12 protein-coding genes and 2 pseudogenes are annotated in these 13,316 nt (G+C 46.6%); 11 read left to right on the top strand and 3 right to left on the bottom strand.

The annotated features are described in order from the left end of the window. Positions 1 to 19: 19 nt before the first annotated feature. Positions 20 to 1,339 (bottom strand): Nramp family divalent metal transporter, encoded by a 1,320-nt coding sequence (locus tag ACL9RM_RS11900; protein WP_250267771.1) that lies wholly within the window; start codon positions 1,337 to 1,339, stop codon positions 20 to 22. Positions 1,340 to 1,559: 220 nt separating this feature from the next. After that, positions 1,560 to 1,838 (bottom strand): annotated as a pseudogene (locus tag ACL9RM_RS11895) (manganese catalase family protein); the annotation flags it as partial. Positions 1,839 to 2,097: 259 nt separating this feature from the next. Between ACL9RM_RS11895 and ACL9RM_RS11890 the strand changes: the two are divergent. The 3 genes from ACL9RM_RS11890 to ACL9RM_RS11880 all read left to right on the top strand — a co-directional run bounded on the left by ACL9RM_RS11890 (position 2,098) and on the right by ACL9RM_RS11880 (position 3,523). Beyond that, complete coding sequence (locus tag ACL9RM_RS11890) at positions 2,098 to 2,517, top strand: organic hydroperoxide resistance protein (RefSeq protein WP_250267772.1); 420 nt, start codon at positions 2,098 to 2,100, stop codon at positions 2,515 to 2,517. 123 nt (positions 2,518 to 2,640) lie between these two features. After that, positions 2,641 to 2,967, top strand: coding sequence for a hypothetical protein (locus ACL9RM_RS11885; protein WP_025722703.1), 327 nt, complete (start codon positions 2,641 to 2,643; stop codon positions 2,965 to 2,967). Between the two features lie 130 nt (positions 2,968 to 3,097). Further along, entirely contained in the window at positions 3,098 to 3,523 is a 426-nt protein-coding gene (locus ACL9RM_RS11880; protein WP_061829569.1) for a thiol-disulfide oxidoreductase DCC family protein, read from the top strand. 8 nt (positions 3,524 to 3,531) lie between these two features. Here the strand turns inward: ACL9RM_RS11880 and ACL9RM_RS11875 are convergent, their stop codons facing one another. After that, entirely contained in the window at positions 3,532 to 4,308 is a 777-nt protein-coding gene (locus ACL9RM_RS11875; RefSeq protein ID WP_250267773.1) for a DUF3153 domain-containing protein, read from the bottom strand. A gap of 237 nt (positions 4,309 to 4,545) precedes the next feature. Between ACL9RM_RS11875 and ACL9RM_RS11870 the strand changes: the two genes are divergently transcribed. The 8 genes and pseudogenes from ACL9RM_RS11870 to ACL9RM_RS11835 all read left to right on the top strand — a co-directional run. Continuing rightward, positions 4,546 to 5,517, top strand: coding sequence for a metal ABC transporter solute-binding protein, Zn/Mn family (locus tag ACL9RM_RS11870; RefSeq protein WP_250267774.1), 972 nt, complete (start codon positions 4,546 to 4,548; stop codon positions 5,515 to 5,517). Between the two features lie 14 nt (positions 5,518 to 5,531). Next, positions 5,532 to 6,296 (top strand): metal ABC transporter ATP-binding protein, encoded by a 765-nt coding sequence (locus ACL9RM_RS11865; RefSeq protein WP_061829566.1) that lies wholly within the window; start codon positions 5,532 to 5,534, stop codon positions 6,294 to 6,296. Between the two features lie 5 nt (positions 6,297 to 6,301). Then, positions 6,302 to 7,231 (top strand): metal ABC transporter permease, encoded by a 930-nt coding sequence (locus tag ACL9RM_RS11860; RefSeq protein ID WP_069291389.1) that lies wholly within the window; start codon positions 6,302 to 6,304, stop codon positions 7,229 to 7,231. After that, positions 7,228 to 8,115 (top strand): metal ABC transporter permease, encoded by an 888-nt coding sequence (locus tag ACL9RM_RS11855; RefSeq protein ID WP_061829564.1) that lies wholly within the window; start codon positions 7,228 to 7,230, stop codon positions 8,113 to 8,115. Before ACL9RM_RS11860 ends, ACL9RM_RS11855 begins: the two co-directional genes overlap by 4 nt. A 38-nt stretch (positions 8,116 to 8,153) precedes the next feature. Next, a complete protein-coding gene (locus ACL9RM_RS11850) occupies positions 8,154 to 8,351 on the top strand; it encodes a hypothetical protein (protein WP_422759369.1) in 198 nt (65 codons plus the stop codon). After that, a complete protein-coding gene (locus tag ACL9RM_RS11845) occupies positions 8,332 to 10,659 on the top strand; it encodes a histidine kinase (protein WP_250267775.1) in 2,328 nt (775 codons plus the stop codon). Before ACL9RM_RS11850 ends, ACL9RM_RS11845 begins: the two co-directional genes overlap by 20 nt. Before the next feature lie 528 nt (positions 10,660 to 11,187). Then, positions 11,188 to 12,345, top strand: coding sequence for a ParA family protein (locus tag ACL9RM_RS11840; protein WP_250267777.1), 1,158 nt, complete (start codon positions 11,188 to 11,190; stop codon positions 12,343 to 12,345). Positions 12,346 to 12,360: 15 nt separating this feature from the next. Beyond that, a pseudogene (locus ACL9RM_RS11835) lies at positions 12,361 to 13,245 on the top strand (CpaF family protein); the annotation flags it as partial. Positions 13,246 to 13,316 lie beyond the last annotated feature (71 nt).

Genomic DNA, 13,316 nt, shown 5'->3' with positions numbered 1-13,316 from the left:
ATTCATATTTGGCTACCGATTAACCTGAAATCGTTTGGATGATGAGCACTACATTCAAGATGATAATGACAGCGGTCACGATCCAGGTTAATACTTTTTGCCACATTTTATTTGCGAATTCACCCATAATCTTTTTGTCGCTGGTAAAGAGAAGTAATGGAATGATGGCAAAGGGAAGCTGGATGGACAGGATGACCTGGCTCAGCACAAGGAGTTCCTCCGCACCTTTTTCACCTGCGATAGCAGTGACGATAACCGCTGGAATGATCGCGATGAGGCGGGTCACTAGACGACGCAACCAAGGTGAAAGACGAAGATTCAAAAAGCCCTCCATCACGATTTGTCCAGCTAAAGTGCCTGTAACGGTTGAATTTTGACCTGAGGCGAGTAACGCCACCCCAAATAGTATGCTCGCCAGTGTGGTTCCCAGTAGTGGCGAAAGCAGGTAATAGGCATCACTAATTTCGGCTACATCTGTTCTTCCTGCCGTATGGAATACAGCAGCTGCCACGATCAAGATGGCGGCATTAATAAATAAAGCGAACATCAGCGCTATACTGGAATCCCAAGTTGCAAATGTAATAGCTTCCCGTTTACCTGCTGAAGTCTGCTCAAATTTGCGAGTTTGTACAATAGAAGAATGCAGATACAGGTTATGCGGCATTACAGTAGCGCCCATAATACCGATGGCAATATACAGCATGCTTGGATTCGTCAAAATTTGCGAGTCTGGTACAAAGCCACCCAATACGTCGCCCCATTCCGGTTGTGCCAAAATGAGATTAATCCCAAAACAGCCGGCAATCGTCGCCATCAGCACAATGACAAGTGTTTCCAATGCCCGAAAACCTTTGTTTTGCAGCAGTAAAATAAGCATGACGTCAAATGCGGTAATGATGACTCCGTATAGTAACGGTAGACCAAACAGCAACTTCAGCGCAATGGCTGAACCGATGACCTCGGCCAAATCCATGGCTGCAATAGCAATTTCGCACAAGAGCCATAAGCCGATGGCGACAGGACGACTGTAAGCATCACGGCACATTTGAGCCAAGTCTTTACCTGTGGCAATGCCAAGCTTGCCAGATAAGGCTTGTAGCAGGATGGCCATCAGGTTGGAGATTAGAATGACACTAAGCAACGTGTAGCCGAATTTCGATCCGCCAGCGATGTCTGTGGCCCAGTTGCCGGGGTCCATATAGCCGACTGCGACCATATAGCCGGGTCCAGCAAAGGCAAGAAACTTCCGAAACCAGGTTCCGTCTTTCGGGACGCTCAAGGAACGATTCACTTCCGACAGTGAAGCGATTTCCGCGAAGTTACCCTTTGTATTTTTCATACGCTTCACCTTCTTTATTGATGTTGAAATATATTATTAGTGACATAACGATTGTGTTATCCCTATTGTACACTTACAATAGTTTTTGTCTAGTGCAACTTTTGTGTGGTCAAGCAAGTTAATCGTATTTTTGAAGCAATATGGGCATCGTATAAAGCCGAACACTAGAAAAAACCAAGCTATATCGCTCTGAGGGGAGCAGCTTGGTCGTTTTGGATTTTTTTAATTGTTGTCCATATTCCGGGTGAACGCTGCTCCATATTTTATCAATTTCCTTGTAGTTATTCGGACTGAAACGATAAATAGTCCGGTACAATCCTTTTTCTTCGAATTTACGCGTTTCAGAAAAGGCTTCATTCTCCAAGTTCGGAATCGGAAGCATTTTGGTCATTTCTACGCCTGTAAGCTTTTCCAACGCTTTGGTATAGGCCATCACATGGACTCCACCCCGCACCAACAAGTAGCCTACGATCTCGCGTACGACAGGGTTGTCAGTCATGGAAGTCTGAGCAGATACAATAAAATGATTCAAGTAAGCCTTCAAGACACATGTTGACGGCCCATCAAGTTAGGGGCTTATAACATATAGTGTAAACAAGGTGAGGTGGAACTAAACGGTAAATGTAAGGTTAACAACCCTATTTCAAATGATTCATTTTGTGTAGTTCGTTTAAAGTACATACGAGAAGGAAATCATGTATAACATGACGATAGATCCCTGCGGAAAACATATGATATAGAGAAGGAGAGATGAAATCATGGAAGCATTATACACAGCATCAGCAACGGTACATGGTGGAAGAGACGGTTCAGTCGCTTCATCCGATGGAATTTTGAAGCATAAGCTCAGCACGCCGAAGGAACTGGGTGGCGCAGGTGGAGAAGCTACGAATCCGGAGCAATTGTTTGCGGCAGGCTATGGTGCCTGCTATGAGAGCGCATTGGCTAATGTGGCCCGGAAGGCTAAGGTGAAGGTAGACAATGTTGAGGTCACCAGCCACGTATCTATCGGCAAGGACCCACGCGATGGCGGCTTCCAGCTGGCGGTACGTCTGGATGTGAAAATACCCGGTATTGAACGCGCTCAGGCCGAAGATCTGGCACGCCAAGCGCATGATTTTTGTCCGTATTCCAAAGCAACACGCGGTAACATTGATGTCGAGCTTAATGTCATTTGACTGCATTTCTATAACTTTTACACTCTGGCCGCCGATTTATCGGTGGCTTTTGCACATAGATCTTGATTCGCTGAGATTTGTGACCATTTGACATCATCGCCAAAATTCATTAAGATGGCTTAGGTGATTCTGGTCATCAGGTACGAAACAAATTTGAAAAATACGGGTGATATGATGTCTTACAGACCGAATATTGTTAATTTCACGCTGGCTGGCAGCAACGAAAAAGAAGGGCTTTATGAGTTTAAAATGAGTTTGGCCGATGGAACGGAGTGCCGCGTTTTTTCTCAACGTAATCCGGAGTGGACCTTGACGAATATTAGTCGACTGCTAACGACGCCTTGCCCGGTATGCCATAAGGATTTTATCTGCAAGTGTATGGATAAGTTCCATGAGGAGTTTTTAGAGCAAATTAATACGAAACAGCTGTTTGAGAAAGCATTGAGCTAGTTTTTCGAACAGGTAAAGACTATACATTTCTAAACAAGCGTCGGATACTTTCGGCGTTTTTTTGTTTATATTCATATGGTTGCGTTGCTGGTATTCATGCCGTTGATTTTCTTGGAGGTGAAATGCATTTATGAACCAGACTGATCATGCTCATTCAGATCATTCCATTGTGTTGGTAGATGGGGTATGCCACTTTTGTCAGGGAGCGGCCCGCTTTATTATCAAGCGTGACCCTAAGGGAACATTTCATTTTGGTTCCCTGCAATCCGAGGCAGGACAAGAACTATTACGTGCAGGAGGACTATCTACAGATCAGCTGGATACGTTCGTGCTGATTGAAGACGGTACGTATTATACAAGGTCCACCGCGGCTTTGCGAATTGCCAAACGTCTTCGTTTTCCATACCCGCTGGCCTATGTGTTCATCCTGGTTCCCCGCTTTGTGCGCAACGCTGTCTATAACTGGGTGGCGCGTAACCGATATCGTTGGTTTGGCAAGGATGAAGAGGATCAATGTCAGATCCCCCCACCAGAAATCAGACAACGATTTTTTTAGTTGCTTTTTTAAGTTTCTTTTTTGGAGCGATGTCTACGAATTAGTAAGATCACAGCGATCACGATTAGTATCAGGCTCGTAACAGCTACATACACGATATGTCGTACATTGGGTACGTTAACAGACAATTTTAGCTCGTTAGATTCTAATGGAGCAATGTCCCAATACAGTGTTTTTCCGTCTTCCGACACACGGTCTGCATTATTGGTAGCAGGTTGGATGGGTAAGGATAGGCTGAAGTTAAGATCCAGCTGCCGCTCCAGTAATTTGCGCGCAAACACATTCATTTGCTCAAATTTGTCACTCAGTCCTTGAGCTTCTTCAGGAAGCATCCGTGGTAGATCGAGCTTCATGGTAAGATCAATATGCGTTGTGAAAAAATGTTGGCTCACAGCGCGCTTTATTTCTAATCCCTCAGGTAGATTTAATCCCTGACTGGGATTTTTTTTGTTTATGCTCCAATCTCCTTGATAATGCCCCTTGATTTGATATCCCTTTCTTCCCTGTTCAGCTAGCGGCTGTACATCTACATTGTTGCTTTGAATACGCTTGACTAATCGATCTAATAGCCCGGGATTGTCCAACATCATCAGTGTCTGGTTGTTTACACTGAACGTTGCATCCAGATCTACACTTTGATCGAGATGAACATCTACATGGATGTCACCCCGAGCACATGAAGTAAGGGTAAGCAGACAACACATTAGCATAAAAATGAACAGTATTTTTCGTATTAGATTTTGCTGACGTTGGTTCCGATAAGGACTGTATCCAGTTTGCTTCATGACCTGCCCCTTCTTTAAATACGTTCTTTAATTTTACTATTGGATATCTTCTATATATTACACATTGGGAGAACAAAAATCGAACGGTATAACGAAATACATAAGAATTATATTTTTTAAAAATGTTTCCCTGGGTAAAAACTTTAGTGTATACTCTAAAATATAGTATTGATAAAAAATAATTGAATCAAGGAAATAGTTTGTCCCAAAACGAAGTTCAAAGGAGGATTTTAAAATATGAACAAGCAGTTTAAGAAGGCTTTGCCGCGATGGGTAACGACAGTTGGAGTATTGTCTCTAGCTCTGGTTTTAGCGACTGCATGTACCGATGCTAAGAAGAAGGAGCAGGGAACTGCGAGAGAAACAGGACAAAAAATAAAGGCTACGGCTACCATCGGTATGATCTCTGACATTGTCGGCAAGGTCGGCGGTAATCATGTGGAGGTCACGGGAATTATGAAGTCAGGCGTTGACCCGCATTTGTACAAGGCTTCTCAGGGAGATATGCGCAAGCTGGATCAGGCCGATGTTATTTTTTATAACGGGTTGCATCTGGAAGGAAAAATGCAGGACATTCTGGAGAAGATCAGCAAGCAAAAACCCGTCATACCCGTGTCCAAAAACATCGCACAGGATCAGTTGCGTGCAGGTAGCCCGGAAATGGGATCTGAGCATGATCCGCATATCTGGTTTAACGTACAGAATTGGATGTCTGCGGTAGAAACCGTCAGAGATGAATTGTCGGCGCTAGACGCTGTTCATGCGGAGGAATATAAGGCCAACGCAGAAGCCTATCTTACTGAGCTGCGAGAGCTGGATGATTACACGAGAGAGCAGATTGCCAGTATACCGGAAGCCCAGCGCGTGCTTGTCACGGCACATGATGCTTTCGGCTATTTCGGAGATGCCTACCACATTCAAGTGAGAGGACTTCAAGGTATGAGCACAGAATCAGAAGCGGGTTCTCAAGATGTGACCAAGCTGCGAGATTATCTGGTCGAACATAAAATCAAGGCTATATTCGTAGAATCTAGTGTTCCGAGAAAGGCCATAGATGCGGTTATTCAGGGGGCCGCTCAGCAAGGTCATACAATTATGGTTGGTGGCGAGCTGTATTCGGATGCCATGGGTGAAGAAGGCACAGAAGATGGCACATATATTGGAATGGTCAAGCATAACGTTAATACGATTGTTAAAGCTCTTAAATAAGGAGGCAAAGATACATGGGGCATTCACCACTTGTTGTTCGTGATTTATCGGTAGCTTATCAAAAAAAGCCCGTTTTGTTCGATGTTTCCTTTGAGGTGCCGGAAGGCAAGCTGATTGGTATTATCGGCCCGAACGGGGCTGGGAAATCTACGTTGATCAAGGCAGCGCTTGGACTGATTCCAAAGCTTAGGGGCGAGGTGCTGGTCTACGGCAAGCCCTATAAGCAACAGCTGCTCAAGGTTGGCTATGTACCACAGCGGGAGTCGGTGGATTGGGATTTTCCGACGAACGCATTGGATGTGGTTATGATGGGACGGTATGGCAGATTGGGCTGGTTTAAGCGTCCGGGTGCAGCAGATCGTCAGGCTGCGATGGAGAGTTTGGACAAGGTTGGAATGAGCAAATATGCAGACAGGCAGATTAGTCAATTGTCTGGCGGTCAGCAACAACGTGTTTTTTTAGCCAGAGCACTCGCGCAGGATGCTCAGCTTTATTTTATGGATGAACCGTTTGTCGGTGTGGACGCTGCAACAGAAAAAGCCATTATTTCATTGCTCAACGATCTGAAACAGCAGGGTAAAACCGTACTTGTCGTTCATCATGATTTATCTACAGTCACGGATTATTTTGATCAGGTTATGCTGTTGAACGGGCATCTTATGGCGTTTGGAGAGACGACAGATATTTTTACCGAGGAAAATCTGCAGCGTACGTATGGCGGGCGTCTGAGTATACTCAAAACAAGCCCGGATTCCGGTACGATACTCGGAGTGAGGTGAGCAGTATGACAAGCTTGGCAACGCTTTTGACCGACCCGAATATGCAGTGGATTTTGCTGGGCTGTATTTTGCTCGGTTTAAGCAGCGGGGTGATTGGCAGTTTTATGTATTTGCGCAAGCAGTCTCTCATGGGAGATGCTTTGGCACATGCGGCTTTGCCGGGGGTATGTGTGGCTTTTATGATCACAGGTACAAAATCCGTGTTTGGATTTATGATTGGGGCCGCCATTGCAGGGATTGTTGCGACCTTTGCCATCAGTGCATTAACCCGGTATTCACGAATTAAAAGTGATTCCGCGATTGCAGCGGTGCTGTCGGTATTTTTTGGCTTCGGCATTATGTTGTTGACCGAAATTCAGCATAGTGGCGCTGGAAACCAAAGCGGATTGGATAAATTTCTATTTGGTCAAGCTGCGGCAATGGTATTGTCTGATGTCTATACGATGGCAGTAATTTCGGTGGTACTCATCGGAATATGTATATTATTTTTCAAGGAATTTAAGCTGCTCAGCTTTGATCCCGGCTTTGCCCGCGGACTTGGTTATCCGGCAGGGTTGCTGGATAAGTTGTTGATGCTATTGATTGTCATTGCGGTGGTTGCTGGCATTCAGGCCGTGGGAGTCATTATGATGGCTGCCCTGCTGATTACCCCGGCCGTGTCGGCAAGATACTGGACAGAGAAGCTGGGCGTCATGGTGTGCCTATCAGGCTTGTTTGGTGCTATAGCGGGCCTTGGTGGGACGCTCATTAGCTCTCTGGGGCAAAATCTGCCTACAGGACCGTTATGTGTGTTGTGTGCGACTGTGGTGTTTGGAATGAGCTTGATTTTTGCGCCGCAGCGCGGGATGATCTCCAAGGCTATCGTTCGGTTGAACGCCAGAAAAAATCTGGAGCAGACAGTCGGAACACAACCAAGGGAGGAGCGTGCCCTATGAGTTCATTTTATGTAATTTTGACGGGAATGTTAGTGGCAGGGGGATGTAGTATCGTTGGGTGCTTTCTCGTGCTCCGAAAAATGGCTATGATCGGTGATGCAATCAGTCATGCGGTACTACCGGGGATTGTCATTGCCTTTCTCATCAGCGGATCGAGGGATTCGGTGTGGATGATGTTTGGTGCGGCTGTGCTGGGTCTTCTAACGGTGTACCTAATTCAGCTATTCCAACAAAGCGGTCTGCAAAGTGATGCTGCCATTGGCGTGGTGTTTACGACATTGTTTGCTATCGGTGTTTTGCTGATCAGTGTGTTTGCTTCCAATGCCCATCTGGATATGGATCACGTTTTATATGGGGAAATTGCTTATGTGCCATGGAATACGTTCGAGATTGCCGGCTTCGATGTCGGTCCGAGGGCTGTGTGGATTACGGGCGCGATGTTTTTGATCAATTTGCTCGTGATAGGAGGCTTTTTCAAGCAATTTAAAATTACTTCCTTTGATCCCGCATTAGCAGCTTCGTTGGGCATTCCAGTTGTTTTTTTTCATTATCTGCTGATGAGCCTTGTCTCGCTAACGACGGTGGCGTCATTTGAGAGCGTGGGCGCAATTCTGGTGGTTGGCATGCTCGTTGTGCCGCCGCTTACCGCTTATCTGCTGACGGAGAAGTTGTCTCGTATGATTGTATACAGCGTCGGATTTGGGGCGATCAGTTCGGTCGTAGGCTTTTACACAGCAAGTGTATTGGATGCTTCTATTGCGGCATGTATGCTATGTGTATCGGGTGTGTTGCTGCTTTTGGCTTTTCTCTTTTCCCCGTCTCACGGTGTGATATGGCAAAAGTTATTTCAACAACGGGGGATCGTTGGCGAAGATAGCAAGTGATTGTAGGAAGTGATCCCATATGAGTTACCTAAAATAGCGTGTATTCAGGCATAAGAGGCCTGAATGCACGTTTTTTTGCGCTTATACTGCCCTGCGCGGCTTTTTTTGGAGCAAGCTTGATTGATCATCTTGAATTGATTGGGACACGGGAGTACATTCATTACAACCATATAAGAATGAACGGAATGAGCGGTTACGCTGGGGGAGGAACGAAAAGTGGAGAGCTTCAAACGTAAATCACCAGAGGAAATACTGGATTCGATTAACAAACTGCATCGAGGCAGACTCAAAATTTACATGGGTGCGGTCAGTGGCTCGGGCAAGACGTATCATATGCTGCAGGAGGGACAATCGTTGCAGCATGAAGGTATTGATGTTGTAATTTGCGCGGTCTCAACCATGCAGCGGCCTGTGACCGTCGAACAGGTCGGCACGCTGGAGCGCGTGCCTAGTATTCATTGGATAAAAGATGGTGAAGAGCAAAAGGATCTGAATGTGGAAGCTTTGGTGGCACGAAATCCCGAGGTGGTACTGGTGGATCATTTGGCACATCATAACCGGAAAGACGCCCCATTTCCAACACGGCTGGAGGATATTCGGTATTTGCTGGAGCAGGGAATTAGCGTCATTACGACGGTTAATGTTTATGAACTCGAAGGAATTACGGAGTGGGTATATCAGCTAACAGGCTTTGAAGCGGAATATACGGTTCCAGTTGATACACTGGAACTGGCGGATGAAATTCGTCTGATTGATGCCACCCCGGAGATGATTTTGGAACGGCTGGCGAAAGGCTACATGCATACACCCAATCCTGAGATGTTTCACCGGGGAAATCTCGGTAAATTGCGTGAGCTAGCCCTGCGATTGGTAGCAGAGGATGTGAACGATTCGCTGGAACGGCACCGAGAGGAGTTAGGCTTGCACGGGGCGTCAGGAGCGGCAGAGCGTATTTTGGTACCTGTTCAATATCATTGGAATGGGTCTATTTATGTACGTAGGGGGGAACAGGTCGCAAAGCGGTTGGGTGGAGATATGCTAGTGGTCTCCTTTGTCAGCTCGAAGCGCAGGCTGTCCAAGGAATCAGCAGCCTTCAAGCGTTCGATTGAGCAGTTGGCTGACAAGATCGGATCAACATTTGAAGAAATCCCGCTTTTTTCCCGCAGAAGGTTGCCTCGTCAACTGATTCATTATGCGGTGACGCACAATGTTACCCGAATTGTTATGGGGCATTCTCGGCAGACTCCGTGGCAGGAGCTGATGAAAGGATCGCTGGTGAACGGGATTTTAAAACGAATGAAAAATATGGATTTGCTGCTGATTGCGGACCGGGCCGAGCAGGAGGGTGAGCGGATCTTGCCAACAATGAGACAGGAAGAGGGAGATAATGATCCGTATCATCGTTTGAGCGTTGAGGAAGCACAGGCTGAGGCAGCCAAAATCCTGCGGGGCAAGCTCAAGGTATACATTGGCGCTGCTCCGGGGGTCGGCAAAACATACACGATGCTGAGAGAGGGGAATGATCTGCTGGAAAGCGGGATCGATGTAGTTATCGGACTGCTGGAAACGCATGGAAGAGCAGAAACATTGGCACAAGTAGGCTCTCTGGAGATGATTCCCCGTCAGTCCATTGAGCGTCATGGTGCACATTTGGAAGAGATGGACACCGAAACCATTCTCAGGCGTAATCCCGAGGTGGTGCTTATTGATGAGCTGGCACATACCAACGTGCCCGGAAGTATGAGATCTAAGCGCTATGAGGATGTGCTTACGATTTTGGAACAAGGTATTTCTGTGATATCCACAATGAATGTACAGCATCTGGAGAGCCTGAATGATGCGGTAGAACAGATTACTGGCATACGAGTGAGAGAGACTGTTCCCGACCATATGATGCGTCTGGCCGATGAAGTACAGCTTGTTGATGTGGCTCCTAAATCATTGCAGCAACGCATGCGTGAGGGCAAAATATACGATCATGCGAAGGTAGAACAGGCACTTAGCCACTTTTTTAAACTCGGCAATCTGATTGCGTTGCGTGAACTTGCTTTGCGGGAATTGGCAGATGACGTAGATGAGCGGCTGGAATCCTGGGATCGACACGAATCACTTCGGGGACCGTGGCGCAGGGAGGAAGTGATCTTCGTAGGTGTGACGCTAAGCGAAAATGCTGAAAGGTTGATTCGCCGTGGTTTTCGTATCGCCTTTCGTCTGAAGGCTGTGTGGATTGTGACTTATGCTCATGTCGGTGAGCGTATACCTGAGAGACTGAACCCTCGTCTGGAACAACTAAAGTTGCTGACCCACCGACTGGGGGGGACCTTTGAGATACGGCTTGTTTCCAGCCGACGCGAAATTGCCGACATTTTGATTGCTCCGGTGGAAGGATATTCAGGTACACAGCTCATCGTGGGGCAGTCTTCCCGAAGTAGTCGTTGGGGTAAGTCTGCGGTTGTGCCAAGGATTCTCCGTCAAGCACGTCATATGGATGTTCTCATTGTGGCGGATTATGATCCGGATATTAAGCTGGAGGTAGATCATTAATTAGCCCAGTAAATTCATAAATAGTCATATGCTGGTTACCGATGGTTCGCTGCTTCCATAGTATATTCTATCTCAAAGAAATGGAGGCGAATTTGAATGTATAAACATCGTAAGCATGATTGTCATTTTCCAAAGCCAAAAAAACGTGTCTTTAAGAAGATCATTAAGGTGACTGTCATTAAGTTTAAACCTAAATTTAAACGTGATCACTGGAAACATGAAGATTTTGATAAGAAATGTCATTGCCGGAAACGTCGCCATCATCGCCATCATGACTGTCATCGTCGTCACCACAAATTCTACTAAGATGAAGATAGTAGGAGGCGGGGCTAGACTGCCCGCCTTCTCCTAGTACGAGGATTTTGGAAGATACTTGCACAAAAAATACTTGCTCTAATATAAGCGCTATGCTATTCTACCAGTAAATAGATTGCACGTGACGGAAGCACCGTTCACCAACCGTATGTACTTACGGATGGATGAACGGTGCTTTTTTGCGTTGTTGTGTTAGGGAAAGGGATGAGCGTTATGATTCCAGTGAAAGTGGTATTGGCTGTAGAAGGCCGGGATTATATTGAGCCGCTGCTGAATTATGTTCACGGAAGCGAGTACGCCAGAAGGCTGAGAATAACGGCTTTTTCGCAACCGGAGGCATTTCATCAATACATGATGGAAACCAGCGGAATGAAAAGACCGGACGTGGTGGTTGGTGAAGCGGCTTTTTTGAATCTATGGACAGATAGGGAAGCTGCTGATATTCCTTGTTTGGTATTACATGAGGGAGAACAAGTGAGCGAATATGGACAGCCTTTATTAAAATATCAGCCCTTATCTGAGCTGGTCGGTTTTATTTTGGAAACGGCGAGACAGAAGTCGAACGGTCGGAAATGTGTAAACAGCCGGGAAGGTGGACTGATTATCGGCATGGTAGCAGCTTCCGGCGGACTGGGCAAGACAACGGCCGCACTCAATATGTCCAAACAGCTGGGGAATGAGGGATATTCGGTATTCTATCTGAATCTGGAGACGGTGGATTCAAGCTCGTTGTTCACTGGTTCAGGCAGTGCTAGCGGAGCAGAAGGAGAAGGGCTGTCCAGGCTGCTCTATGATCTCAAGGCGGAGGGGAATGAGGGCATTCCATTATCCGTGGCAGCCTATTGTGTTCGCCGCCCTGAAATTCAGGCGGATACTTTTCAGCCTGTCTATAATCGTAAGGAACTGACGGATATGACTTGTGATGAAGCGAAAGAACTGATTCGAACGGTTGCCGAAAGCGGACAGTATGATGTAGTGATCGTAGATGGCGATTCTGAAAAAGGTGACCGGGCTCAAGCTGTGCTTGAAGCTAGTCATAAGCTGATCTGGCTGCTGGCAGACGATTTAATGAGCATGCACAAGTGCGGATTATGGCTGGATGTTTTAGAAACCACGCAGCCTGAAGGGCTTGAAGATATGATATGCAAAACCAGCTTTGTGGTGAACCGCTATATGGGAACTATGATCAACTCGTTACCTCGTGACTTCATGGAGCTAAACGGAGCGTTACCCTATATACCTTCATGGAAGCAGATGCAGCACCGTGAGCTACTGCTTAGTTCACCGATTTATCAGCGGGAAATTCGTCATCTGTGCCACGAGCTGTTGAATGTGGACAGTGTAACACATCCGCCGGCCGTTTGGTCTTAAAAGGGGCTGATGAACATGAATGAGGAACGGTTTAAGGCATTGCGAGCAGATATCCGAAACGGGCTGGACGTAACGTCTTCGGTAAAGGATGCCGATCTGGTTCGGCATATTGAAAATCGAATTTTACACGATGTAGAGCTGGCGGGCTTAACTTCCCGTGAGAAGCACGCACTTGTCCGCAAGATTTTTAACTCTTTCCGTGGGCTAGATGTACTCCAGCCATTGATTGACGACCCGACCGTTACGGAAATTATGATCAACAGTCACCGCGAAATCTTTGTGGAGCGGGCTGGTGAGGTGATGCAGGTACCCGATCAATTTGAGTCCCGCGAGCGACTGGAGGATTTAATCCAGACGATTGTAGCCGGGGTGAACCGAATTGTGAATGAGGCTTCTCCCATTGTGGATGCCCGGTTAAAGGATGGGTCACGCGTAAATATTGTGCTGCCTCCAGTTGCTCTCAAGGGGCCGACGATGACAATACGGAAGTTTCCCGAGCGTCCTATGACGATGGATGACTTGATACGAATGGGTGCGCTGGATGCAGAAACCGCTGCTATGCTCAAGGACTTGGTACGTAGCAAGTACAACATTTTTATCAGCGGGGGAACGGGTTCTGGTAAAACAACTTTTCTGAATGCATTATCCCAGTTTATCCCGTCGTCTGAACGGATTATTACTATTGAAGACTCAGCAGAGCTACAAATTGTGACGGTCCCTAATCTGGTTTCTATGGAAACACGGAATGCGAACACCGAGGGGAAGGGAGAAATCACGATTCGTGATCTGATTCGTTCCTCCCTGCGTATGCGGCCCAACCGCATTGTGGTGGGTGAGGTCCGGGGGAGTGAGGCATTGGATATGCTACAAGCGATGAATACTGGTCATGATGGTTCTCTATACAATACAATGTGGTATTCATATGTAATAAGCGCTCATAAAAGAGCGCTATAAATTAATTATAAAGTACC

Source organism: Paenibacillus sp. S29 (assembly GCF_049319765.1).
Classification (GTDB): Bacteria; Bacillota; Bacilli; order Paenibacillales; family Paenibacillaceae; genus Paenibacillus; species Paenibacillus polymyxa_B.
The sequence above is the reverse complement of the archived record's forward strand: the minus strand, read 5'-3'. Positions and strand labels throughout refer to the sequence as shown.